The organism is Actinoallomurus acanthiterrae (assembly GCF_054775715.1).
In genome coordinates, this window is sequence record NZ_BAAHCO010000001.1 from 5,289,202 (window position 1) to 5,313,565 (window position 24,364).

The window sequence follows — 24,364 nt, forward strand, 5'->3', positions numbered from 1 at the left end:
GGGTCCCGGACGGCAGGCCGAGCAACCAACTCCCACCTTATGCGGATATATGTGTTTTACATAGACCGGCTTCTGCCAGCGGATTTACGGTCATGCCAGGGCCCCCGGATTCGGTCAGCGGCGTCGGCGGCCTGGCGCACGCCGGCCTCGTACGACGCCCGCGACGCCGCGCGGTCGTGCAGGTCGGGGCCGAAGGCGGCCACCGCCGACGGGTCGGGGACGACCTGTACGACGCCGGGTGCGCCCGCCGCCGGGCTCGAGGGGAACAGGTGCGCCAGCGGCTCGACGAGGACCGTGACTCTGGCGCCGTCGGCGAGGTCGGCGTTGCTGCCCTCGGCCAGTGCCCCGTCCATGTACCGCCGGCCGTTCACGGTGATCGGCGGGTAGGCGCCCGGCATCGCGGTGCTGGCCGCCACGACGGTCGCCGGCGGGATGCCGTCGGAGCGGTCCCAGACCCGGCGCTCACCGGTCTCGACGTCCACCGTCGTGATCAGCAGCTCGCGGTCCGGCCACTCCCGCGCGCCGACCAGGGCCGCCATCCGCGACACGTGCGTCTCCTCGCCGGCCGTCGCCGCGGCGAGGGCGATCCGGCCGACCCGCCTCCGGGCATCCGCCGGATCCAGACTCCGATCGCCGAGCACGGCGAAGACCTCGTTCAGCCGCGCGGGATCCGTCGCCGGGGCGGACGCCGTGGCGTCGACCGGAAGCGCGCCGAGCCGTTCGAGGTCCTGGCCGGTCGCGAGCATCGCGCCGACGATCGCCCCCGCCGACGTCCCGACGATCAGATCGGCGTCCGCCAGGTCCACACCGGCGCGTCGCAGGCCGACCGCCAGGCCCGCCGTCCACGACGTGCCGACGACACCCCCAGGCCCCAGGACCAGGGCACGTTCGTCCGTCATAGTCATGATCCTTTCACTTGGTCGGTCGTCGGCGAGGCAGGAAAAGGGCGGGCACCAGGGCCAGGACCATGAGGACCACTGCCCAGAAGTAGGTGTGCTGGAACGCGTCGGCCAGTCGCGGCGCGATCGCCTGCCGCGCCGGTCCGGGGAGTCCGCGGACGGACCCGATGCCACCCGAGACCTCGGGCAGCCTGTCGGTCATCGCGGTGGCGAGCACGACCGAGATGAGGGCGGTGCCGAGCGAGGCGGAGACCTGCTGCGTGATGTTCAGCGCGGTGCTGGCACCGGGCACCTGTTCGCTCTCGAGATTCCGGGTCGCCGCCGCCATGGCCGGCATGATCGTCGCTCCGACGCCGATGCCCGTCAGCATGAGCGGGAGGATGAGGAGCCAGTACGGGGTGTCGGCGCGGACCTGCGTGGTGAAGATCAGGAACCCGGTGCTCGCCAGCCCGATCCCCACCGGCACCAGCCGCCCGGGAGGAACCCTGTCGATCAGTCGGCTGGCGACCTGCATGGAGATGCCGGTGGCGAGCGCCTGCGGGATGGCCAGCAGACCGGAGCCGGTCGCGCTCTGGCCGCGGACCACCTGGTAGTACAGCGGCAGCAACAGCATCGACCCGAAGTACGCGCCGGTGTAGAACACCAGCGTCACGGCCGCCGTCGCGAACGCACGCCGCCGGAACAACCGCAGATCGATCAGCGGGTGCCGGGCGGTAAGCCCGCGGATCACGAAGGCGACCACCAGCGCCGCGCCCAACGCCGTCGGGACGAAGACCCCGGCGGAGCCGAAGTCGCCGTGTTCGCCGCCGGTGGCCAGCCCGTAGATCATCGCGGCCAGCCCGGGGGAGAGCATCAGCAGGCCGGGGACGTCCAGCCGGTGCCCGGGCTGCGGGGTCTCCGCCCGGAACATCCGGCCCGCCAGCAGGAGCACCAGCGCCCCGATCGGGACGTTGACGAAGAAGATCCAGCGCCAGGACACGCTGTCGACCAGCCAGCCGCCGAGGATCGGCCCGGCCAGCGGCCCGATGAGGACGGGGATGCCGAGCACGCTCATCATCCGGCCCATCCGTTCCGGGGCGGCGGCCCGGATGATGATCGTCATGGCCACCGGCGTGATCATCCCGCCGCCGAGCCCCTGCAGGGCCCGGAACCCGATCAGCGAACCGGTGTCCCAGGCGAGCGCCGCCAGCGCCGAGCCGAGGGTGAACACCCCGATCGACGCCATGTACGTGCGTTTGGTGCCGAACCGGCCGACCGCCCAGCCCGTGGCGGGGATCACCGTGGCCAGGGCGAGGGTGTAACCGGTGGCCACCCACTGGATCGTCGCCACCGGCGCGTGGAACTCCTGGGAGAGCCGGCCGAGCGCGACGTTGACGATGGTGATGTCGATGACCGTCATGATCGACCCGAGCACGATGACCATGGCGATCGCCATGGTCCCGGGGCCGTCGCCCGGCGGCCGGGTCGCAACGCGTTGGCCGGGAGGGGACGCTGTCGTCATGGCGGGGGAGTCCTGTCCGTCGCGGAGCGGGGAGGCGGTCATGGCGTCAGGCGGCGTACGGTCGGGCGGCCTTGGCGTCGCGCAGCGCGTGCGCCCACCACAGGAGCTGGTCGAGCAGCGCCTTCGCGGCCCCGTCGCACCCGGCCGGGTCGACCGGCGCGCCTCCGGCGTCGAACCGCTCCCACGCGCCGTGGAAGCTCACCGTCTCCCGTACGGTCACCGCGTGCAGCTCCGCGAAGACCACCCGGAGGTGCTCGACCGCCCGCAGACCGCCGGACAGCCCGCCGTACGACACGAACCCGACGGGTTTGGCGTGCCACTCGGCGTTGTGCCAGTCGATGAGGTTCTTCAGCGCCGCCGGGAAACTGTGGTTGTACTCCGGGGTCACGACGACGAAGGCGTCGGCCGCGGCGAGGCGGGACCGCATCGCGGCGAGCGCGCGGGCCGTCTCGGGCTCCGGGTCGGCCCCGAACGCCGGGAATTTCAGCGGCAGTCCGGCCTCGGCCGGATCGATGACGTCGACCTCCACGTCGGCACGCTCGGCCGCCCGACCTGCGAACCAGTCGCCGACGACGGTGCCGAACCGGCCTTCGCGCACACTGCCGAGGATGACGGCGACCCTGAACGGCGCGGGGCCGTCGGTGTTCTCGGACATGGCAGAACCTCTGTTCGTTCGATGGTTGTGTCACGACCGCCACGGGAGCGGCCGTGAGAGCCGCTGCGGGAAGCGGCCGTGAGAACAGCCTCGAACCTGAACAAAGGTTGAAGTCAAGCTAGGCTGATCACCATGCCCGAGCGCCCCAAGATCACCAAAGAGCTCACCATCGGAGAGCTGTCCGAACGCAGCGGCGTGTCCGCCTCCGCGCTGCGCTTCTACGAACGGCAGGGCCTCATCCACAGCCGGCGCACCACCGGGAACCAGCGCCGCTACCACCGCACGACGCTGCGCCGGGTCGCCTTCATCCGCGCGGCACAGAGCGTCGGCATGCCGCTGGAGTGCGTCGGCTACGTCCTCGGCATGCTCCCGCAAGACGCCGAGCTCACCCGCGACTTCTGGGTCGGAGTCTCCGAGTACTGGAAACAGGAAGTCAACGACCGCATCGCCAAGATGGAGCGAATGCGGGACCGGTTCACCGAGTGCATCGGCTGCGGCTGTCTGTCCTTCGAACAGTGCACACTCGTCAACCCGAACGACGTCCTCGCCCAACAGGGCCCCGGCCCGCGCCGCCTGCTCGCCCCGTAGCGGGAGCCGCCTGGGAAACCCAGATGCGCCGGGCCGACCGGCGCACCTACGCTCATCGGATGCCGGCACACGATGACGACGCCTTCCCCTCTTACGTCTCGGGTCGCCTCGCGAGCCTGCCGGGCGTACGAGCCGTCGCGCTGGGCGGCTCACGTGCCACCGGCGCACACCGGCCGGACAGCGACTGGGACTTCGCGATCTACTACCGGGGCGCGTTCACGCCCGACGACCTGCGTGCCCTCAGCTGGCCCGGTGAGGTCTCCGAGCTCGGCGCATGGGGCGGCGGCGTGTTCAACGGCGGCGCCTGGCTGACCATCGACGACCGGCACGTCGACGTCCACTACCGGGATCTCGACGACGTCGAGCGCCGCCTCGCCGAGGCCCGCGAGGGCCGTTTCGACGTCGAGCGGCTGATGTTCCACCTCGCGGGCGTCCCGACCTACATCGTCGTGGCCGAGCTCGCCGTCAACCGGGTCCTGCACGGGACGCTGCCGCGACCGGGATATCCCGAGGCGCTCCGGCGGCGAGCCGCCGACCGGTGGTGGAACGACGCCGGGCTCACCCTCGGCTACGCGCGCGCGGCCCACGCCGCGAACGGCCACGTCTCCGACTGCGCTGGAGCGATCGCGACCGCCGCCTGCCAGGCGGCGCACGCGGTGCTGGCCCGGCGGGGCCAGTGGGTGACCAACGAGAAGACCCTGCTCGACCGCGCCGGCCTGCGCGACGTCGACCGCATCCTCGGCGGGCTGACCTCGGACTCCGCCGTCCTGACCGCCGCGATCGACGAGACGACCGCACTACTGGAGACCGCCGTCAACGCGGCCTGAATGCCGCCTTTGGCCGATCGGCGATGATGCGGGCCCACACCCACTTTCCGGGGGCGCGGCCCGTCCGCGGGTCGACGGGGTCGGGGCGGTAGCCCCACTCCAGGGCGAGCGCGTCGACGATGTGGAGCCCGCGCCCGCCGTTCGCGTCGAAGTCGGCCTCGGACAGGTCGAGGTCCTCCAGGGTGAGCTCGACCTCGCACGTCGGCGCGGGCCGCTCCGGGCTGGGGTCCCAGACGGCGACGTAGACCCCTCCGTCCTCCCAGCGGCACAAGAACCGGATGGCCTCACCGGGCGCCGCCTTCATCGCGTTCGTCACGAGTTCGGTCGCCACCAGAGTGGCGTCGTCCGAAATATCGGCGTATCCCCATTTTTTGAGGCGTCGCTCCATGAGCGTGCGCGTGAAACCGGGGGCTGCCGCGGATGCTGGCATGCATATCCGGATATCTTCGGTCATGGGCTGCCGCCGTTTCCTCGATCTTCCTGTGATTCTAGATTCTTCCGCTAAGAATGGCCCTTTCGGCTTACAGTCGGGCGCGTCCGTAACGATCGAAAACAAGGGGACGTCATGCCGATCGTGCGAGCACCGCTGGACCCGAAACTCTTTCTCTGGCATTTCCTCGCGTACGAACTGCGCTACGAACGCGAACGGCACGGCCTCTCGCTGACCCAGATGGGGAAGGTCATCAACGCCGCGCGGTCGACTGTTTCCAACATCGAGGCGGGCCGCCGCAAGATCGACGACGACCAGGCCAAGGCCATCGACGGCACGTGGGGAACCGGCCGCCTCTTCGAACTGCTCCTCTGGTACGCCCAGACCTCCCACGGCCCCGACTGGGGCCGCACGTTCGCGAGATATGAGGCGACGGCCGAGATGCTGAGGCTGTATCACGGCCAGGCCATCCCGGGCCCGCTTCAGACGGACGACTACATTCGGGCCCTTCTCCGCGAGAGCGATGTCAAGGACATCGAGTCCGCTGTCGCTGAGCGGATCGCCCGGAAGCAGGCGATTTTCGAACGGGATGATCCGCCGTTCATCTGGGCGCTCATGGACGAGGGCGTTCTTGATACCCCAGTGGGCGGCCCAGGCGTGATGAAGGAGCAGCTACGGCATCTCCGCGATCTGGCCGATGAGCCGAAGATCATCCTCCGAGTCATTCCCAAATCGTCAGGTGCGCACCTAGGCCTGGACGGTCCGTTCCAGGTCATCGGCCTGGCGACTCGCGATGTCGCCTACTCCGGGGCGCAAAACGGCGGACGCCTGATCGAGGGCACCAGCGAGGTCAAGGAACTCGCTGTAAGGTTCGAACATATCGGCGCAAAAGCCGCATCCCAGGATGACTCACGCATCCTGATAGAGCAGTATTTGGAGAGGTATCCATGACCAGGAAAAACGTCGTGGGGTGGCGCAAGAGCTCACGCAGTGGGGGCGTGAACGACCAAGCCTGCGTGGAAGTCGCGCTGCAGTGGCGGAGGAGTTCCCGTAGCGACGGTGTCGACGACAAGTACTGTGTCGAAGCAGCGCTGGTGACATCGCCTGGGGATGGTCGAAAGGCCTGATGGCCGGCCGACTGCCGCCAGCGCGACGAGACCGGGGGAACAGATGGACGAGCATGGCATGGTGACGGTTGCCAGCGGCTGGCCCGTTGGTGAGACGATCGACCGCTTGCAGGCACTGGTCATCGGTGCCGGCCTGCTCGTATTCGCGAGAATCGACCATGCGGGCAATGCCGCTCAGGTCGGGATGGAGCTTCGTCCGACGGAACTCCTGATTTTCGGCAACCCCCGCGGTGGCACCCCACTGATGCAGGACCGGCAGACCAGCGGCATCGACCTGCCGGTGAAGGCCCTCGCCTGGCAGGACCAGGACGGCCAGGTGTGGCTGACCTACAACAGCGCCTCCTGGATCGCCGAACGACACGGGCTCGGCCCCGAAAGTGAGACCGCCGTCGAGGCCATCGATACGGGCCTCGCGCGGCTCGTCCAGCAGGCGGTCGGCCCGGCGACGATCACATAGCCGAGACGAACACAGGGCCCACCGACGGTGATCGGCGGGCCCTCTGGTCGCAGCAGCATCGGCCAGCGGCACTGTCCCCGTTGTTCGACTCAGGCTGTGATCAGGTATTCGGCACGGTCGCGCGCGGTGTGCAGGTCCCAGTAGATGCCCGCGATGTCGTCCGGTTCCAGCCTCGGTGCGTCAGCGGGGCCGGGGGTTCCGGAGATCCACGCACCGATTGCGACGTGGCCGGCGTAGACGCCCTTGTCGGCCAGGGCGCTGTTGAGGTTGAGAGCCCAGTTGCGTAGTGCGGCTCCGGCGGCTCCGGCGTTGCCGAACATCGGTCTCGGGGTCACCGAGCTCGCGCCCGTGGTGAACAGCAGCGTCCCGGTGTCGGCGGCCAGCATCGCCGGCAGCACCGCGCGGGTCGCGGTGACCGCGCCGTAGCAGATGCACTCGAACTGCGGCCGAAGGTTCTCCACGCTCACATCCAGAGCCGCCGTGATGCCCCCGGGCGGGACCGAGAATTCGAGCACGTCGATTCCGTCGAAGCGCTCGGCGGCACGTTCCATGGCCGAGGCCAGTGCGGTCTGGTCGGCGGCGTCGGCAGTGAACCCGGCGGCCTTGACGCCGTCGGCTTCCAGTGAAGCGGTGAACCCGTCGAGCTTCTCCTCGTTGCGAGCGATCAGGGCGACGTCGAAGCCGTGGCGGCCGAAGACCTTGGCGATGGAAAGGCCGAGACCGGCTCCGGCCCCGACGATGGCGATTGATGACATGCCCTGACTTCATCACCGGTGCCGATGCCAGGTCCAAGATCCACCGGATCGCGATTGATAACTTGAAGTTATGGATCGGTTGGAAACCCGTGAGCTGGTCTATTTCCTGGCGGTGGCCGATGAGCTGCACTTCAGCCGCGCTGCTGCCCGGCTGGGGATCGCCCAGCCGGCGCTGTCCAAGGCGATCCGGCAGATGGAACGGCGTCTGGGTGTCAGCCTGTTCGAGCGGAGCAGCCGTGTCGTCGCGCTGACCCTTGCCGGGCAGGTGCTCGCCCGCGAGGCACGCCACGCCCTGGACGCGGTCTCCGCGGCGGCGCTCCGAACCCAGCGTGCGGGCGGCCGTGATCCGCGCCTGATCCTGGCGATGAAGGCCGGCAGTGACGCGGGCCTGTTGCCGGCGATCCTCGCGGCCTACGAGCGTGAACCGCGATCGCTGCCGGTACAGCTGCTGTTCGGTGCCGACCATGCGCGGCTGCTGCGCGACGGGCACGCCGACGCCGCGCTGCTGTACAGCTTCGATGACCTGCGGGAATTCGATACCGAACCGCTGCTGACCGAACCATCGATGGCGGTGCTGCCTGCTTCCCACCCCCTCGCGGACCGGGCTGGTGTGAGCATGGCCGATCTCCGTGACGAGAAGGTCCACCGGCGCACGGACCACCCCACGTTCAGCGCTATCAGCGAGTTGATGCAGATCATCGCCTTGGGACAGAAGATCGCCGTGCTCCCCAGATCGCTGACCACCCCGCTGCGCGAGGATCTGGTGAGCGTGCCGGTGACGGACATCCAGCCCATTACCTTGCTGCTCGCCTGGCCCGCCCACAGCACGTCCCCGGCCATCGCGGCCCTTGCACGCGCCGCGAGCGCGGCGGCGTCCTCCCAGCCATCGTGACGTGAGGACTCGCCGCCTTCCGGCGGCGAGCCTCAGGTCACGGCGAGGAGAGCGAAGGGACTAGGGCAGTCCGAAGCTGAGAAGGAAGTCCCCTCATGGCCTCGCCGGTCAGTGACCGTAACCGCTCACCGGCCGGGGATCAACTCGTTAACCGCCAAGGGTCGTGATCTGCGCCCGAGGGAAATTGACCACGTCCACCGGCGCCTGCTGCACGACCTGGACCTGCTCCAGCAGAGCTGACGCCCGACCGGGCCGTGAGCCGCTACTCGGGGACCAGCTCGCCCAGCCGGTCCAAGGCGTACACCTCGGAACCGGCCGGGAGGTCCTCCGGCCGTTCGATCCCGATGAACGTCACCGGACCGTCGAGTTCCATGCCCGGCTCGTACGGCGTCACCGTCCCGGCCTTGGCCGCCAGCAGGTCGACCAGGTACGACATCGGCAGGTAGCGGCGCTCCAGGACGCTGCGGGCCAGCATCGTCGTCGACACGCGGTTGGTCTCGACCCGGTTCCCCCAGCTCGTGCCGCGCAGGTACAGGTGCATCCAGCGCGCCGACCAGCGGCCGTCGTCGCCCCGGGCGAACACCACCGGCAGCGCGACCCGCCCGGTGCCCCGCAGATCCGACTTCATCCGCACCGTGCGCGGCTCGAACGGCCGGCCCGCCTGGTCGGGGCCGCGGAGCATGAACCCGAAGAACGACTCGGCGACCTGCGCGAAGCCTTCCCCGGAGTAGACGTTCACCTGCGGCAGGACGTACCGGGCCGTGACGCGCTCGAGGTTCAGGTCGATGAACTCCGACGCGCCCGTCGGAGCGTCGACGATGTCACCGGAGTGCACCGCGCCGCCGCCTTCGAGCCGCGTCCACGAGACCTGCCCGGCCGGGGCGAACGCGTCGTCGAGGAGCAGCACCGACAGGTCGAAGTCGGTCGTGTCCCGGGCCTGCCGCCAGTAGACGAAGAACCGCAGCGCCTCGCCGTTGACCGGCATGATCGACCCGCGCGGCACCACGCCGAAGCCGTTCGGCGCCGTCTTGTTCGTCAGCGGCACGGTCAGGTCGAGCACCGCCGGGTCGACCACGATCCGGCCCCACGCGGGCAGGCGACGGGTCAGCTCCTCGTCCAGGATCGCGGTGAGGCGCCGTACTACGGGCTCCGGCAGCGGCGGCCGGTCGTCCGGGCGGGCCCAGGCGCGGGCCTCGCGGTTGACGAAAATGCGCGCGGCCTCCGGCGCGGTCCGGTTGGCGACGTGCTCGCGTACGCCCAGGATCACGCGGCCCGACACGCGGCCGATCGTCTCGCGTACGGCGGTGAGCGCCGCGTCCAGCTCGGCGGGCGTCGCGGTGCGCAGCACCCGGTCCAGCGACCGGAACAGCATGCCCGGGGCGATGGTCAGCAGCGACACCGCCTCACCGACGCGCTCGCCGGCGAACGCCAGCTCCACCCGGCCGGCGAGCGACCGTACGACCGTCTCGCCGCGGGCGACGGCGAACACCTTCAGCGCGTGCGGCAGACCCGGGTACTCGTGCGGATGCAGGCGCTCGCCGAGCCGCTTCCACATCTCCCGGTGGCGGCCGACGTCGGCGACCTTGGCCGGGCCGTCCCGTACGACCTCGTCGAGGGCGGCGAGCAGCGTGCGGCGCCGCGCACGCGGGAACGACCGGAACCGGGTCGGCTCGGTCAGCGACACGTCCCCGTCCGACATCGCGCACGCGAGCCGCAGCACGTCGGTGACCGTGTCCACGCGTACGGGCAGGCTCGCCGCCAGCCACGCCCGGTTGACGACGGCGAGGCTCTCCCGGCTCGGGATCGTCTCCGGCCGCGCACCGTCGACGCAGGCTGCGGCGAGCTCGCCGAGCAGTTCGAGGTCCGCGTCGCCGAGCGGGATCGGGCTCCCGGCCAGGGCCAGGTAGAGCTCCTGCGCCTCCTCGGCGAGCGACCGGCCCAGGTGCAGAACGGTGAACCGGTCCGTCAGCGACGGGATCAGCTCGCCGTGCGCGGCGAGCATCTCCTCGTACGTGTGCTGGTACCGGCCGTACTTCGAGAGCCGCAGCAGGTCGACCCGGCCGGTGGCCACCATCGCCCGCAGTGCCTCATCGTCGGGCCGCTCTCCGGCGGGGCGGGTGCGGACCACCGCGTCGCGCAGGCACTCCAGCCAGAACTCGACGGTGTCCGGCACGTTCGCCGGGAAGTCGCGGAAGTAGACATTGTGCCGGACGTGGTCCCCGACGAGCGCGCGGACCGCGCCCAGGATCCGTACGCCCGTGTCCATGGCGACGCCGGGCTCCACGTGCGACAGGTGCTCCAGCAGCTCTCCGGACGCCTTGAACCCGGCGCTCAGCAACGCGGCGTCCAACTGGCGGGCGACCGTGCCGCCGTCGCCTTCGGGCCCCGCCGTCATCGGCACCCGCAGCGTCTTCCGGATGATCCCTGTCTCGAGCATGACTCTTCCGCGATCGGTGGTAGGCGGCGCCGCCCAGCATGGCACTCCGGGCGGAGCGCGGCATAACAGTTATCGCGGTGTGCGGTCGAGACTGGTCGCGGGGGTTAGAGCGACATCATGCGGTCGCTCAGGCGGCGGACGCACGGAGCGACGGTGAGCAGCCGAGGACGGGGTCTGGCCGGGGAGGCGAGGAGGACGCGCCAGCCGGAGACGTCGATGAAGCGGAGCCCGGTGGTGTCGACCGATACCTGACCCCATCGCGCGGTGACCTGGGCAAGCGCGTCGGCGAGGGCCGCGCTGTTGGTGATGTCGATGTCGCCCTTGAGCAGCACGGTGTCCGGCGGGGTCATCTGGACGATGCTGAGCTGGTCGTCCTCATAGAGCACGAGACTCGCCTCCGACGGGACGGCTTCGGTCGCGTGGGCGTTACGTTCTGCCATGACGGCCACTAACATCACGAGGATGCACTCGCATGGGCCGCCCTTCCGTCCACATGCTTCGAGCATGCCCGTACGACAGAAGCACGTCAACAGATACCGGAAACCGACTTCATAATATGCTCTTGGTGACACGGCAATGACCGGCCCAGACGCAGATCGGATGAGCACGACGATGGCCACGTCCCAGGGCGGCGAACCAGCCAGACAGTGGACGTTCCTGACGAACCACGCCCGGGTTCTCCTGGAGATCGCCCGAAACCCGCAGGCGCGGCTTCGGGACATGGCGGCCATCGCCGGCATCACCGAGCGGGCGGCGCAGACGATCGTGACCGATCTCGAGGCCGCCGGCTACCTCACCCGGACCCGCGTCGGCCGCCGCAACCACTACACGGTCGACTCCAGCCGCCGTTTCCGCCATCCCGCGGAGGCGGACCACCGGATCGAGGGCCTGCTCTCCCTGTTCACTCACCGTGAGGAGAGCCGGGAGCAGGAGTAGACCCGGGGGCCCGCCGTCCGAAGCGACGAACGCTCGGCTGAGACCTGTCAGGCGTGATGTGATCCGGCGGTCACTTGTTCGGGGGCACCGGTGGTGAGGAACCGGATCTGGGATGTCGAACCTGCCGTGCCGGTCGCGCGGTAGCCGATCGACTGGGTGCCGGGCGTGTAGGAGGCCGCTCCTTGTGCGGACGCGGTGCCGAGCAGGTGCCAGGTGTGGTCATACAGTTTCGCCGTCGAGGTGCCGTCGTCGACCAGGTAGCCGTCGGCGGGCACGGTGGTGTTGAACGTCACCGTGTCGCCTCCGATGGTGACCGAAGGGTTCGTCACGGTGCCGCCGGAAGCGTGCAGCCGGAACTGCAGGGGTTGTGCGTTGTGGGTGTTGGTGTACTGCCAGCTGCTGGTCGTGCCGTTGTTCGGCGCGGTGAGCGGCTGTGCGGGGTATTCGATGTTGTAGAGCTTCCACGTCCTGCCGGGGACGACGTTCTCGAGGTGCCAGTAGGTGTTCGGGTCCCGCATCTCGGTAATCTGGCGGTCGCTGAAGGCGTGGGAGTTCCGTGCCGCTTCCCACTGCTTCCAGGCCTTCAGGACCTCGGCGGTGTTGCCGCTGCCGTCGAGGGCGTGAACGCTGGCCTGAAGTCCGGCGCCGGCGTTCCAGCTCGCCATCTTCGACAGCTGCCATTCCTGGTCAAGGGGCGAGTCGCTGGGGCTGTAGTTGACCCAGCCCATCATGTCGGGCAGGTAGTTGCGGCGGTAGTAGAGCTGGTGGTCATAGCGGACGGACAGTGGGGTGCAGCAGGTCTCGCCCCAGCTCACCCGGCCTTGTGCGTCCCAGGTGCCGGGGACGACGTTGCTCGCTTCGGAGATGAAGTCATCGGTGGAGTTGAGCCTGCGGTACATCCCGTTGATCATCTTGTTGGTCGCGTACGTGCCGTATCCGGCCTGCGAGGCGGACTCCATGCCGTCGAAGGACATCGCCTTGATCCCCGTGGTGTTGAAGATCTGTGCGAGCCGGCTCGACAGTCTGTCGATCATGGTCACGCCGCCGATGAATCCGCCGTATTCGTTCCCCTGAAGGCGGGTCAGTGTGGTGCCCGCGGGATAGGCGGCCGCGCTCGTCCCGAACATTCCCCGCGAGATCGAGCTCGCTTGCCATTCCGTGGAAGAGCCGGGGACCGGTGTCACGGAATTGAAGTTGAGGATCTCGTTCCCGATGCGCATGAGGTTGAACAGGCCGCCCTTGAAGATGGAGTCTCCATCGACGTAGACGGTCTTCGAACCGGCGTCCAGCGGTCTGGTCAGTTTGACCGAGCCCTGCGTGGCCAGGCCAGGGTCGGGGATCGGGGCGACGTAGGGGTCGTTGGTGTCGATGAAGTCGGACAGGGTGTGCACCCCTACCCTGGCCCCCTCGCGGGCCGCGGTGTTCGTCAACCCGGTCGCACCGGCGTCCGACCCGCCGAACGCCGCGTTGAACTGGTAGTGGCCGGCGGACACCCAGGGACCGTCCGCCGACGGCAGCGAGTAGATGTACTTGATCCCGGCCTGCTTGGCGTACCGGCTCGCCGCCGTGACCGTGTTCGTGCTGATGTCGGACAGGACGAGGAAGGACTGCGAGGCCCCTTGTGAGGTCTTCTCCCATTCACCGTTGATCTTCGGGTGCGGTAGGCCCTCACGGGTCTCGATGTGGGACAGGGTGTTCAGGACGTCGCCCGGCTCGGTTCCGAACAGGGCGATCTTCGATCCCTTGATCAGTGCGTCGGGGCCGCTCAGCGGGGGGACCGGCACACGCGGTTCGTTGATGTCGGGCCAGCCGACCATCCGGTACCGCGTCTTGGTGGAGTCGTAGGTATAGGCCTGCAGGATGCTGCCCCAGTTGGTCTCGGACGCGCTGAACCATCCGAACGGCCAGTTGGATCCGCCGACCTTCGGGGGTCCGTCGGGGTAGCTCAGGTTGTCGAACTCATCCGGCCACCCGCCGACCGTCTTGTCGTTGAGCGCGTGGATTCCGATCGCGAAGTCGCTGTCGCGGACGACACCGACGCTCTCTCCGACGGTCTGGGTGATGGTCGTGGTGATCGGTCCCCACATCAGCGTCTGCACGTCCACGCCGGACGGGGCTTTGAGGCTCGTCACCTCGAACGTCGAGTAGCCGGCCCGGGGCACGACCCGGACTCCGACCCGGATGTTCTTCGCGCCGAACCTGAAGGTGTACGTGGACGACGCCGCGTCGTACGACAACGACGTGGGCGACTGCTGTGCCCCGTCGGCCACGAGCTTGATCAACGGCTGTGGATGATCCGGGCTGGCGTACTCGTGGCCGTGCGTCATGTCCCGCAGGCTCGTGATCGTGCCCGTCGTGTTCAGCGTGATCCGCAAGGAACCCGCGCGAACGGTGAAGGCACGCGCCGTGGATGCCAGCGCCGCCGGAGCAGGTCCGACCAGCATGGCGAAGAGCGCCAGTGCCGCTGACAGGACGGCCATCATCGGTCTCGTTCTCATGGGGATCTCCTCTACCGGGCGGAGGGGTGACATCCTCTGCCGCGAAGCCGGACGCGGCCGAGGGCATTGCGATCGATGCCGTGGGGGCGGGGACGGCGATGGGCGAGGGTCCAAGGGGCACGTTCGGTTGAGGAACCGACGGAGGCGGCCGGAGAAAATGTTTCAGGTCTATCGTTCGTGCGGGTCGCTGTGAAACGGTCCGTGTGCTCGCCGGGACGAGCGGGGGCGTCGTCGCCCGGTGGTCGCCTGCGTGGTCGCCGGCGTGGTCACCAGCCGGACAGGCCGTAGCCGATGCCGGGGGTGTCCGGCGCTCGCACCATTCCGTCCGGGCCGACCGCCGGTTCGCGGATGACCGGGTTGGCGTAGACCAGGGACTCGTAGTACGTGGTGTTGGGGATGGCCATGCACAGGTGCGCGTTGACGATGCCTGACCCATGGACCTCGGCGCGGAGCCGGAAGCCGTCCGCCAGGTGCGCGATCCGCATCGCGCCGGTGATGCCGCCCTTGTACTGGGCGCTGGTCCGTACGCAGCCCGCCGTGTCGGCCTTGATGAAGTCGGCGATGTTCATGTGCGCGCCGTCGGAGGTCTCGCCGACCAGGAGGGGTATGGTCACGCGTTCGGCGAGCCAGCGGTACGCGGTCACACTGAACTCGCGCATCGGTTCCTCGTACCAGGCGTATCCGGCCTCGGACAGTGCCCGGCCGACGTAGACGGCGTCCATGAGGTCGAAGCCCGCGGAGCCGTCGTACATCAGGGGCACGGCGTCGCCGACGTGTGCCCGCAGCTTCTGGCACAGTTCCGCGTCGGCGCGCGGATCGCCCCAGGCGTGTAGCTTGATCGCGGTGTAGCCGGCATCGAGGCACTGGTCGGCGACGTCGAGATACTCCTCGACCGACGAGAACGTCGCCGTGCTGGCGTAGGCGGGTATGGCGTCGCGATAGGCGCCCAGCAGCCGATGAACGGGGAGATCCGCCGCCTTCCCCGCCAGATCCCAGAGCGCGATGTCGACCAGGCCGAGGGCGTAGATGGGGAACTCCTCGATCCGGTCCAGCTCCCACATTCGGTGCCACAGGAATTCGCGCCACGACGGATCGTGGCCGAGCAGGTCCTGGCGGATGCGGCGCTCGACCAGGTCCGCGACGATGAGCCCGCGCCGTGTGTGCGCCTCTCCGGTCACGCCGGCGTCGGTGTGGACGCGCAGGATGCCGCCGGTCACCGCCTCCTCGGAGCCGGGGAGCCCGGCGCGCCAGCGGAAGGGGGGCTGGGCCGGTAGGTCGACCAGTTCGACGGTGACGTCGGTGATTCGCATATCGTCCTTCGTCCGGGAGGGTGGGCAGCCGGTCAGGAGGATCCGCTGTCCGGCTGGAAGACGCGGTGTCGGATCCCCTCCTGAATCTGGCGCAGCGTCATGTCGACGTGCTCGGCCATGAGGGTCCTGGCCTGCTGCTCTTCCCCGGACGCGATCGCTTCGGCGATCGCCAGGTGCTGTTCGGCGGCCACCGCCAGGGAGCCGCCCGCGACGCCCGCCAGGCCGATCATGGTGACCTGCCGCTGAAGCCGTTGTATCGAGTCGACGGTCGCGGAGAGGAACATGTTCGACGCCGCCGTGCCGATGCTCCCGTGGAACATCTCATCGGCTCGGGCGAACGCCTCGATGTCGTTCTGCGCCGCCGCGTCCGCGGACTGCTGAGCCGCTTCGCGTAGCGCCTTCACCTGCGTGGGAGTGGCCCGCTGTGCCGCCAGCCGCGTAGTGGTGGTCTCGATGTGGCGGCGGAACTCGAACAACTCGTCCACCTGCCCGAGGTCGGCCGGCAGAAATCGGGAGAACGACTCCCGCCACAGGGCGTTCTCCGGCTCGGCGACGAAGATGCCCCGGCCCTTCTGCACGGACAGTCGCCCCAGAGCGGAGAGGATCTTCACCGCTTCCCTGACGATCGTCCTGCTCATCCGCACGGCCTCCGCCAGGTCTTTCTCCGTCGGCAGGCGGGTGCCAGGGGCGAGCTGCTCCTGGACGATGTATTCGAGGATGCGCTCCGCGGCGATCTCGTAGCCCGGACGATAGCCACCCGAGTCCGGCTGCTGCGCAGCGGGCGACGGTGGATCGGATCTGGTCAAGCTCTCTCCCGTTCTCCTCTGCCGAGGCGCTCGGAGCGTCGCGGTGCGGGTGCTCTGGATCACGATACTTCATATCTACCCTGGCGCACATCCTTAATGAATCAGATCTATGGGGTTGACGCGATGGGTTTCCCCGTCCACACTCGTCTCACTCATCGGCGGCCGTCGCAAACCACGATGACCAGCGATTGCTTTGCCGGGTCGAGTCGAGCCCGATCGGCCGGCGACGGCCCGGACGGCGCCGGGAGCCAGGCGGCGCATGCCCAGGCCGCTACCAGAGAGTCGGATCTATTTCGGGAAGCCAGTCGATCGGAAGGGGCACTTGTATGCGCACTAACCCATCCCCGGATCCGGGACGGAAGCGTCGTCGGGCGCGTCGTCTGTCGCTGGCCGCGGCTGCGGCCGCGCTGCTGCTGCTGGGCGTCACGGCCTGTGGTGGCGGAGGCTCATCGAGCGGTGGCGACAAGAAGGTCGAGCTCCGCTACGCGATCTGGGACAAGAACCAACAGCCCGCCATGCAGAGCATCGTTGACAGGTTCCAGGCCGCGCACCCGAACATCCACGTCACGATCGAGCTCACCGCGAGCCAGGACTACTGGACGAAGATGCAGGCCGCCGCCACCGGCGGCAGCGCGCCCGACGTCTTCTGGATGAACGGCCCGCACGCTCAGTTCTACGCCTCGAACGGGGTGCTCCTCCCGCTGTCGGACGCGCTCAAGCGCGAAGGCGTCAGCCTGGGGAACTATCCCGCCACCCTGACCGGTCTCTACAGCTACCACGGCAAGCAGTACGGGCTTCCGAAGGACTTCGACACCATCGGGCTCTGGTACAACAAGAAGCTCTTCGACGCCGCCGGTGTGAAGTACCCCGACGACAAGTGGACCTGGCAGGACGTCACCAACGCCGCGCGCAAGCTCACCGACCCTTCCAAGGGCGTGTACGGGATCGTGGCTCCGCCCTTCGGCCAGGAGAACTACTACAACACCATCTTCCAGGCGGGCGGGTACGTCATCTCACCCGACGGCAAGTCCTCCGGGTACGACCAGCCCGCCGCCGTCGCCGGGCTGCGTTTCTGGTCCGACCTGGTCAAGCAGCACCTGTCCCCGTCCCTGCAGTCGATGACCGACACGTTCCCGGCTCAGTTGTTCGAGTCCGGCAAGATCGCCATGTACTACGCCGGTTCGTGGAACGTGAGCGAGTTCGCCAAGACCAGCACCACCAAGAACGACGTCGACGTCACCATCCTGCCCAAGGGGAACAAGCGGGCGGTGGTGATCCACGGTCTCGGCAACGTCGTGTACGCCAAGACCAAGCACCCCAAGGAGGCGACGCAGTTCCTGGAGTTCCTGGGCTCGAAGGAGGCCGCGGACATCCAGGCGCGCACCGGCACGGTCATCCCCGCCTTCAACGGCACCCAGGAGGCCTGGGTCAAGTCCACGCCGCAGTACCACCTGCAGTCGTTCCTGGACGAGGTCGCCTACGCCGTACCGCTCCCGACGTCGAAGAACAGCGACGTGTGGCAGACCAAGGAGCCCATACTCCTGGCGGACGCCTGGACCGGTAAGAAGGACACTGCGGCGGTGGCACACGAGCTGGCCACGATGACGAACGCGGCTCTGCAAAAGGAGCAGTGATGTCCGCCGCGAACACGGTGGCCACGCCGCGACCGGCGAAGCGTCCCAGGGAAATCCGGCCGGGGCGCTCCGCCGGGCGCGGGGCCGGCAGGCGTTCCGAGCAGGGATGGGCCTACCTCATGGTCGCGCCCATGACCATCGGGTTGTCGGTCTTCTACCTGTGGCCCGTGATCCAGACCTTCTACTACAGCTTCACCAGGTCAGGCCCCTTCGGCGGGCACACCTGGACCGGGACGGCGAACTACCAGGCGCTGGCGCACGACCCCTCGGTCGGCCAGTCGGTGGTCAACACGCTGGTCTACACCGTCATCCAGCTACTGGGGATTCCGCTCGCGGTGCTGGTCGCGGCGCTGCTGAACCAGCGCGGGCTCAAGGGACGATCGATCTACCGGACGCTGTACTTCCTGCCGGTCGTCACCATGCCCGTCGCCGTCGCGATGCTGTGGAGGTGGCTGTACAACGGTGACTACGGTTTGATCAACTACCTGCTGTCCACGGTCGGCCTGCACGGCGCGCACTGGTCCTCCGATCCCTCCGTCGCGCTGTACGCGGTGGCCGCCATCGGCATCTGGATGTCGCTCGGCTACAACATGGTCATCTTCCTCGCCGGTCTCCAGGGCATCCCGGCCTCGTACTACGAGGCGGCCGCCATCGACGGGGCGAGTCCGGCCCGGACGTTCCTGCGGATCACCGTGCCGCTGCTCAGCCCGAGCATCTTCTTCGCGACCGTCCTCACAGTGATCAACTCACTGCAGATGTTCGACCTCGCGTACATGATGATGAGCACGCCGGGGAGCGCGGCCGGCACCGCGAACCCGGCGCTGCCGCGCGTCCGCGGCATCGCCTACCTCTTCTACGAGAAGTCGTTCGTCGACCACGATCTCGGCTTCGGCGCCGCGGTCGCGTTCGTGCTGCTCGCGTTCGTCCTCGTGATGACTCTCATCCAGTTCCGGCTGCAGAGAAAGTGGGTGCACTATGCGTGACGGCGTGACGGCCCGGGGATCCTCAGGGCGCACTATGCGTGACGGCGTGACGGCCCGGGGATCCTCTGGGCGCACCGCCAGGACGGTCGCGACCCACCTCGTGCTCATCACCGGTGCGGTCGTGATGGTCGGCCCGTTCGTGTGGGAGGTGCTCACGGCGCTGAAGACGTTCAGCGAGACCACGCACGTGCCGGTGGTGTTCCTTCCGCACCACTGGCAGTGGGCCAACTTCAGCCGCGTGTTCCACGTGCTGCCGTTCCGCCAGATGTTCGTCAACACGGTGCTCATGACCCTGGGGCGCACCGCCGGGCAACTGCTGTTCTGCTCACTGTCGGCGTACGCGTTCGCGCGCATGAGATTCCGCGGGAACAACCTGCTGTTCGGCCTGTTCCTGTCGGTCCTGATGGTGCCGAGCCAGCTCTTCCTGATCCCGCAGTACGTCATCATCCAGCACCTCGGCTGGCTGAACACGCTGCAGGGCCTGATCGTGCCCGGGATGTTCAGCGCGTTCGGCACGTTCCTGCTGCGGCAGTTCTTCCTGTCGCTGCCCCGTGACATCGAGGAGGCGGCCCGCCTCGACGGCGCGAACCCGCTCCAGATCTTCTGGCGGATCGCACTTCCGCTCGCCAAGCCGGGTCTGCTGGCGCTGACGATCCTCACGGCGCTGTGGTCATGGAACGACCTGATGTACCCGCTCGTCATGAACACCGACCCGGGCAAGATGACGCTGTCGGCCGGCCTGGCGACCCTGCAGGGCGAGCACTACACCGACTACTCGATGCTCATGGCCGGCTCGATCCTCGCCACCATCCCCATGATCATCGCGTTCATCTTCCTGCAGCGGCACTTCATCCGGGGCATCGCGTTCACCGGCAGTAAGGGCTGACGCGCCGACGAGGCCCCAGAGAACGCACCCACGCGACACCCGCACCCGTACGAGAGTGAAGGAAACACCGGCATGGACGACATGAGGCTCGGCGTGATCGGACTGGGCGTACGCAGCGACCTCGCCGACCTCGCGCATCGGCCCGGAGCCGGATCACGGGTGGTCGCCTGCTGCGACCGGGATCCCCAGATGACGGCGAAGGCCCGGCAGCGCTTCGGGCCCGACGTGATGACCACGACCGACCATCGCGAACTCCTCCACGCCGGTCTCGACGGCGTGTTCGTACTGACCCCGGACCACACGCACGAGCCGATCGGCGTGGACCTCCTCCAGGCGAGCATCCCGGTGTTCCTGGAGAAGCCACTCGCCATCACCACGGCTGGCTGCGACCGGCTGCTGGCGACCGCGCGAGCGTCGGGAACGCGGTTGTACGTCGGGCACAACATGCGGCACATGCCGGTCGTCGTCGCCATGCGCGAACTGATCGAAGAAGGCGCCATCGGTTCGGTCAGGGCGATCTGGTGCCGGCACTTCGTCGGGCACGGGGGAGACTTCTACTTCAAGGACTGGCACGCCGACCGGCGCAACACCACCGGCCTGCTGCTGCAGAAGGGCGCCCACGACATCGACGTCATCCATTGGCTCGGCGGGGGCTACTCCCGGCGGGTGAACGGCATGGGAGGTCTCGTCGTCTACGGCGACATCACCGCACGGCGCGACCGGACCGGGGAGCACATGACGGACTGGCTCGACCCCGAGCACAACTGGCCCCCGTCGAGCCTGCGGGATCTGAACCCGGTCGTCGATGTCGAGGACCTCAGCATGATGCAGATGCGGCTGGACAACGGCGTGTTCGCCGGTTATCAGCAGTGCCACTTCACCCCCGACTACTGGCGCAACTACACCGTCATCGGAACCGAGGGACGGCTCGAGAATTTCGGCGACGCCGAAGGCGCGACAGTGAAGGTCTGGAACCGTCGTTCGGACTACCGCGCGGACGCCGACCTCGTCCTGCCCGTCTCGACCCCGGAGGGTTCGCACGGAGGCGCCGACCCCCGGCTGATAGAGGAGTTCCTGGACTTCATTCGCACGGGCGCGGCCACCGTCACCTCGCCCGTCGCCGCACGTGAGGCGGTCGCCGCCGGCTACGCCGCCACCATGTCGCTGCGGGCCGGCGGCCAGGCCGTTGACGTCCCCCCACCGGACCCCGAGGTCGCCGCCTATTTCGCGAACGGACAGACCGACGACGCCTCCGACGGGTCCCCTGTCCGCGAGGCCGGGACGACACGCTGAACCGAGAGCTCCCAGGCATGAACACGGCCCGCGTCAAAGCCTGAAGTCCGCCTCTCTAGAAGTGGTTTCCGCCTCCGGTCACGCCGAGCAGTCGCGATCCGGCCGTCAGTCATGGCGTCCGCTTTACCGAAGCCGGGCCGACCTGGGCATTGACGGAACGGTTTTCTGCGCGCACCGTCGATAGTGGAGTTTCGCCTTCACTCTCTGAGGTGATTCGACGCGATGCGTGGTCCGGTCCCGCCTTCCGGTGTGTCCGCGAGGCCGAGAGGGAGAGTGCACGGTGACGCCGTCACCGTGCTCGCCGGCCGTGTGTTCGCGCACACCCGCCCGTCCGACGCGTCCGACGTGGTCACGTTGCTCGGCCCTGACGACGGCGGGCTCGTGCTGACGGGCGCCAACCCCGTACGCGCGGCCCGGCGATGCCGGGAGGAACAGGCGTTCGGCGGTCCCATCCTGTTCGACCTCGCGGCGGCCGAAGGGAAGATCGCCACCCGGGAGCGGCCCTTCGACGAGAACGGCGACCGGCTGGTGGAGACCACGCTGGAGGAACACGTCCAAGGACAGATCGACGCGGGCGCCGACGCGGCGCTCACCCCGACCCTGTACCTGCGGGCGGGAGACTTCGGCGCCCTGGAGGCGGCCGCCGAGGGCGCGGCCGGGCTCGGCCGCGACGACGTCATCCTGTCGCTGCCGTTGGACGCCGGATGGCTGGCGCCCGGCCTGATCGACAAGGTCATCGGCCTCCTCGCCGAGGTGCCTCTCGCCAAGGCGGTCATGCCGGGCGGCCAGTTCAACCCGCCCCAGCGGGTGATGGACGGCGCCTTGGGCCTGCGCCGCTTGGTCACCGAGGTGCCGAACGTCGCCCTCTTCCGCACGGACCTGGCCGGGCTGGACGCGATGGCGCAGGGCGGCCTGGCCGCGTCGATCGGGACCAGCAGCGCCCTACGGCACATCGTCCCGCCGGGGGAGGCCGCGGCGTACGGACGGACGAACGGCGGGCCGGAGGACCGGTCGCCGGGCGTCCTCGTCCCGGACCTGATGGCGTACGTGCGCGGAAGTGTGCTCGCCGGGCGGTTCGGCGACCGGCCGGCACCGCTCTGCCGCTGTGCCCGATGCGGCGGCCGGAGCATCGCCGGCTTCCTCCGCCAGGAAGACTGGAAGGACGCGCGCCTGCACGGTGTGGCGGTCTGGTCCGAGTGGGCGCGCAACCTCCTCTACCCTGACTCACCCGCCGGCCGCCGCCGCTACTGGCGGCAGCTGTGCCGGGACGCGATCGCCGCGCACGCCCGCTACAACACGCTCGTACGGGCCCGCGAACCGGTGTTCGTGCCACCGGAGTCCCTGTGGGTATGGGCCGGCGAGGACACCACACCCGCGCCCGTCGCGGCTACGCCAGCGCGCTGAGAGGACCCCAGGCACGGCTATCGCCGTCCGGCGAGAGGGCGTCGCGCCTGCGGCAGCCGCCGCTGCTCCGGTGCGTGGACAGGACGACGCGCCCGCGGCAGCAACGGCGATCCCGTGCGCGCTGAGAGGACGCCGCGCCCGAGGCAGCCGTGGCTATTGCGGTGCGGAGAGCGTCCGCAGGTGGAGCTCCTCGGCGAACGCCCATCCGGCGGGTGCGTGCGCCCGGTCGCGGAACGGCTCCGGCGGCACGATGGCCCGGGTCCCGGCCACGAGACCGACACCCCAGTAGTCGGCCTCCGCCCGCGCCTCGTCCAGATCCGCCGGAAGGCCCGGCAGTACCACCATCCGCGCGCAGTAGGCGCCGAACCGGCCCGCGCGATCCAGGCCGGACCGCCACGACGCCGCCTGAACGATGGCGAGCTCGGCGCGCAGTGGCCGCCGCAACAACCGGACGACGCCCGCCGGGGTGAGGTCGGCGCATCCGGCCGGAAGCTCGCGGATGGCACGGATCTCCTTGGCCGACAGTGCCTCCCAGGGGACCGTCCCACCGGCCGGCAGCCCGAGCAGGACGTCGAGCAGGTCGACGCGGGTGACCCCCGTCAGGCCGGCGGCGGCGCGACGCCGCTGCTCGGCCTCGTCGGGAGCGTACGCCATCGTGACGTCGACACCGCGCATCCGCACGCGCGCCAGTCGCGGGCCGACCGCCGATGACACCGTCCCGATCACGGGTGGCGTGTCCGCGGGGATGGTCGCTCGGGATCCGGTCGCCGTCATAGCGGACCAGCCTCCCACGAGTGGCCGGTACGGTCGCGCGCAACCTCACTTTCGCCCGCCCACGCCCTCACCGTCGCCGGATCAGGAGCATCGCGGCGTCGTCGGCGATGGGGCCGCCGACGTGGCGGAGCACGTCCGCGCGCAGGTCGGCGAGTGCCCGCTCCGGGTCGGCGGCCGCGAGTAGGTGCGCGCGCTCGGCCAGCGGGTAGAAGCCGCCCGCACCGTCGCGGGCCTCGATGACCCCGTCGGTGTACAGCAGCATCTGGTCTGCGGGCGCGAACTTGATCGTGTACGGGCGCGGGCGCGCGTCGACGAGGTCGGACAGCCCGAACGGCGGCGCGACGTCGTCGGGTTCGGCGAAAGCGCCGTCGCCGCCGCCGCGCAGGATGAACGGCGGCGGGTGGCCGTAGTTGAGCAGCGTCACGGTCTCGCCCTCACCGAATTCGGCGAGGACGGCCGTCACGAACTTCTCTCCGGCGTTCTCATCGATCGGCCCTTCGGCTCGCTGCGTGGACAGCCGCCGTCGCAGCGCCGCCTCGATGCGCGTGGCGACACCGGTGAGATCGGGCTCGTCGTAAGCGGCCTCCCGGAACGCCCCGAGGACGTCGGCCGCGGTCTCCACCGCCTCCAGCCCCTTGCCCTGGACGTCGCCGACGATGACGCGGACGCCGGATGGGGTCAGGGTGACCTCGTAGAGGTCGCCGCCGATGCGGGCCTCGGCCGTCGCAGAGGTGTAGCCGACCGCGATGCGCATGGAGCCGACACGCCGGGGGACCGGGCGAAGCAGCACCCGCTGCGCCACCTCGGCGATGGACCGGACGCTGGCGAGGAGACGTTCGCGTCTCTGCCGGTCGGCGCTGGCGAACACACTCGCCGCGGCCACGCCGACCATCGTCACGAGCGTGAGGGTGTTCTGTTTGTGGCCCAGTTTGTGGTGGTGGTAGCTGAGAGCCGCGCACAGGCCTAATGCGGTGAGCCCCACGACCGCGGTGCGCCGGATGCCGCACCACAGGCTCGCGAACGCGGGGCCCAGGACGAGCATGGGCCGGAATATGATGTCCGGGCTCGCCCAGAAGTCGATCAGGCCGACGATTGCGAGCATGCCGAACGGCAGGCACCGCAGCCGTGGCCCCGGCATCGAGCCTGGCTTCTCGCTTATGGCGCACCCCCAGCTCGTGATTCCGTTTGTGGGGAGAATAGCGTCGGCGTGCGGCCGGCTCTGTGCTTTCCGGCAGGCCGGTCGGCTCGGGCGATATGTCGTCCGTCGCGCGA

At 69.2% G+C, this 24,364-nt stretch carries 24 protein-coding genes; 12 read left to right on the forward strand and 12 right to left on the reverse strand.

Going from position 1 to position 24,364, the window contains the following annotated elements; genetic code table 11:
- Window positions 1-56: 56 nt before the first annotated feature.
- From ACYVF7_RS25115 to ACYVF7_RS25125, 3 genes are read right to left on the reverse strand one after another with little or no spacing between them, the layout of a single operon-like run.
- Window positions 57-899: a patatin-like phospholipase family protein gene (locus ACYVF7_RS25115; RefSeq protein WP_460345300.1), complete on the reverse strand. Its 843-nt coding sequence runs from the start codon at window positions 897-899 to the stop codon at window positions 57-59.
- Window positions 900-912: 13 nt separating this feature from the next.
- Window positions 913-2,400, reverse strand: coding sequence for a DHA2 family efflux MFS transporter permease subunit (locus ACYVF7_RS25120; RefSeq protein WP_460345303.1), 1,488 nt, complete (start codon window positions 2,398-2,400; stop codon window positions 913-915).
- Between the two features lie 46 nt (window positions 2,401-2,446).
- On the reverse strand, window positions 2,447-3,055 hold the full coding sequence (locus ACYVF7_RS25125) for an NADPH-dependent FMN reductase (protein WP_460345306.1): 609 nt from the start codon (window positions 3,053-3,055) through the stop codon (window positions 2,447-2,449).
- A gap of 132 nt (window positions 3,056-3,187) precedes the next feature.
- Between ACYVF7_RS25125 and soxR the strand changes: the two genes are divergently transcribed.
- Window positions 3,188-3,643, forward strand: coding sequence for a redox-sensitive transcriptional activator SoxR (gene soxR, locus ACYVF7_RS25130; RefSeq protein WP_460345309.1), 456 nt, complete (start codon window positions 3,188-3,190; stop codon window positions 3,641-3,643).
- A gap of 59 nt (window positions 3,644-3,702) precedes the next feature.
- Window positions 3,703-4,470, forward strand: a complete 768-nt coding sequence (locus ACYVF7_RS25135) for a nucleotidyltransferase domain-containing protein (RefSeq protein WP_460345312.1) — start codon at window positions 3,703-3,705, stop codon at window positions 4,468-4,470.
- On the opposite strand, the gene ACYVF7_RS25140 is transcribed toward ACYVF7_RS25135, so the two are convergent.
- Window positions 4,457-4,900 carry an ATP-binding protein gene (locus ACYVF7_RS25140; protein ID WP_460345315.1) on the reverse strand — a complete coding sequence of 148 codons (444 nt, stop codon included), beginning with the start codon at window positions 4,898-4,900 and terminating at the stop codon, window positions 4,457-4,459. The genes ACYVF7_RS25135 and ACYVF7_RS25140 overlap by 14 nt on opposite strands.
- Before the next feature lie 135 nt (window positions 4,901-5,035).
- On the opposite strand from ACYVF7_RS25140, the gene ACYVF7_RS25145 reads away from it, so the two are divergent.
- The 3 genes from ACYVF7_RS25145 to ACYVF7_RS25155 are packed head-to-tail and all read left to right on the forward strand — an operon-like array spanning window position 5,036 to window position 6,484.
- A complete protein-coding gene (locus tag ACYVF7_RS25145; RefSeq protein WP_460345318.1) occupies window positions 5,036-5,851 on the forward strand; it encodes a helix-turn-helix domain-containing protein in 816 nt (271 codons plus the stop codon).
- A complete protein-coding gene (locus ACYVF7_RS25150) occupies window positions 5,848-6,027 on the forward strand; it encodes a DUF397 domain-containing protein (RefSeq protein WP_460345321.1) in 180 nt (59 codons plus the stop codon). The genes ACYVF7_RS25145 and ACYVF7_RS25150 overlap by 4 nt, the downstream gene beginning before the upstream one ends.
- A gap of 43 nt (window positions 6,028-6,070) precedes the next feature.
- A complete protein-coding gene (locus tag ACYVF7_RS25155; protein ID WP_460345324.1) occupies window positions 6,071-6,484 on the forward strand; it encodes a DUF302 domain-containing protein in 414 nt (137 codons plus the stop codon).
- A gap of 89 nt (window positions 6,485-6,573) precedes the next feature.
- Here ACYVF7_RS25155 and ACYVF7_RS25160 read toward each other — a convergent pair whose 3' ends face one another.
- Window positions 6,574-7,239 (reverse strand): SDR family NAD(P)-dependent oxidoreductase, encoded by a 666-nt coding sequence (locus ACYVF7_RS25160; RefSeq protein ID WP_460345327.1) that lies wholly within the window; start codon window positions 7,237-7,239, stop codon window positions 6,574-6,576.
- A 70-nt stretch (window positions 7,240-7,309) separates the two neighbouring features.
- Here ACYVF7_RS25160 and ACYVF7_RS25165 point away from each other — a divergent pair, with 70 nt between their 5' ends.
- Entirely contained in the window at window positions 7,310-8,131 is an 822-nt protein-coding gene (locus tag ACYVF7_RS25165; RefSeq protein WP_460345330.1) for a LysR family transcriptional regulator, read from the forward strand.
- Between the two features lie 262 nt (window positions 8,132-8,393).
- On the opposite strand, the gene ACYVF7_RS25170 is transcribed toward ACYVF7_RS25165, so the two are convergent.
- A complete protein-coding gene (locus tag ACYVF7_RS25170) occupies window positions 8,394-10,568 on the reverse strand; it encodes a TerD family protein (protein ID WP_460345333.1) in 2,175 nt (724 codons plus the stop codon).
- Between the two features lie 104 nt (window positions 10,569-10,672).
- Entirely contained in the window at window positions 10,673-11,008 is a 336-nt protein-coding gene (locus ACYVF7_RS25175; RefSeq protein ID WP_460345336.1) for an STAS domain-containing protein, read from the reverse strand.
- A 160-nt stretch (window positions 11,009-11,168) separates the two neighbouring features.
- Between ACYVF7_RS25175 and ACYVF7_RS25180 the strand changes: the two genes are divergently transcribed.
- Window positions 11,169-11,504, forward strand: a complete 336-nt coding sequence (locus ACYVF7_RS25180) for a helix-turn-helix transcriptional regulator (protein ID WP_460345339.1) — start codon at window positions 11,169-11,171, stop codon at window positions 11,502-11,504.
- Window positions 11,505-11,551: 47 nt separating this feature from the next.
- Here ACYVF7_RS25180 and ACYVF7_RS25185 read toward each other — a convergent pair whose 3' ends face one another.
- From ACYVF7_RS25185 to ACYVF7_RS25195, 3 genes are all read right to left on the reverse strand, one after another.
- A complete protein-coding gene (locus tag ACYVF7_RS25185; RefSeq protein ID WP_460345342.1) occupies window positions 11,552-14,002 on the reverse strand; it encodes a hypothetical protein in 2,451 nt (816 codons plus the stop codon).
- 266 nt (window positions 14,003-14,268) lie between these two features.
- Window positions 14,269-15,312 carry an enolase C-terminal domain-like protein gene (locus ACYVF7_RS25190; protein ID WP_460345345.1) on the reverse strand — a complete coding sequence of 348 codons (1,044 nt, stop codon included), beginning with the start codon at window positions 15,310-15,312 and terminating at the stop codon, window positions 14,269-14,271.
- Between the two features lie 32 nt (window positions 15,313-15,344).
- A complete protein-coding gene (locus ACYVF7_RS25195; RefSeq protein WP_460345348.1) occupies window positions 15,345-16,118 on the reverse strand; it encodes a FadR/GntR family transcriptional regulator in 774 nt (257 codons plus the stop codon).
- Between the two features lie 326 nt (window positions 16,119-16,444).
- On the opposite strand from ACYVF7_RS25195, the gene ACYVF7_RS25200 reads away from it, so the two are divergent.
- The 5 genes from ACYVF7_RS25200 to ACYVF7_RS25220 all read left to right on the forward strand — a co-directional run bounded on the left by ACYVF7_RS25200 (window position 16,445) and on the right by ACYVF7_RS25220 (window position 22,318).
- Window positions 16,445-17,752, forward strand: a complete 1,308-nt coding sequence (locus tag ACYVF7_RS25200; RefSeq protein ID WP_460345351.1) for an ABC transporter substrate-binding protein — start codon at window positions 16,445-16,447, stop codon at window positions 17,750-17,752.
- Window positions 17,752-18,735: a carbohydrate ABC transporter permease gene (locus ACYVF7_RS25205; RefSeq protein WP_460345354.1), complete on the forward strand. Its 984-nt coding sequence runs from the start codon at window positions 17,752-17,754 to the stop codon at window positions 18,733-18,735. The genes ACYVF7_RS25200 and ACYVF7_RS25205 overlap by 1 nt, the downstream gene beginning before the upstream one ends.
- A gap of 46 nt (window positions 18,736-18,781) precedes the next feature.
- The gene (locus ACYVF7_RS25210) at window positions 18,782-19,621 is read left to right on the forward strand and encodes a carbohydrate ABC transporter permease (RefSeq protein WP_460345357.1); all 840 of its coding nucleotides are present in this window, start codon (window positions 18,782-18,784) and stop codon (window positions 19,619-19,621) included.
- A 72-nt stretch (window positions 19,622-19,693) separates the two neighbouring features.
- On the forward strand, window positions 19,694-20,914 hold the full coding sequence (locus tag ACYVF7_RS25215) for a Gfo/Idh/MocA family protein (protein WP_460345360.1): 1,221 nt from the start codon (window positions 19,694-19,696) through the stop codon (window positions 20,912-20,914).
- 273 nt (window positions 20,915-21,187) lie between these two features.
- Window positions 21,188-22,318, forward strand: coding sequence for a hypothetical protein (locus ACYVF7_RS25220; RefSeq protein WP_460345363.1), 1,131 nt, complete (start codon window positions 21,188-21,190; stop codon window positions 22,316-22,318).
- Window positions 22,319-22,471: 153 nt separating this feature from the next.
- Here ACYVF7_RS25220 and ACYVF7_RS25225 read toward each other — a convergent pair whose 3' ends face one another.
- Both ACYVF7_RS25225 and ACYVF7_RS25230 read right to left on the reverse strand, forming a co-directional pair.
- On the reverse strand, window positions 22,472-23,092 hold the full coding sequence (locus ACYVF7_RS25225) for a hypothetical protein (protein ID WP_460345366.1): 621 nt from the start codon (window positions 23,090-23,092) through the stop codon (window positions 22,472-22,474).
- Between the two features lie 67 nt (window positions 23,093-23,159).
- Window positions 23,160-24,230, reverse strand: coding sequence for a PP2C family protein-serine/threonine phosphatase (locus tag ACYVF7_RS25230; protein WP_460345369.1), 1,071 nt, complete (start codon window positions 24,228-24,230; stop codon window positions 23,160-23,162).
- Between the last annotated feature and the right edge of the window lie 134 nt (window positions 24,231-24,364).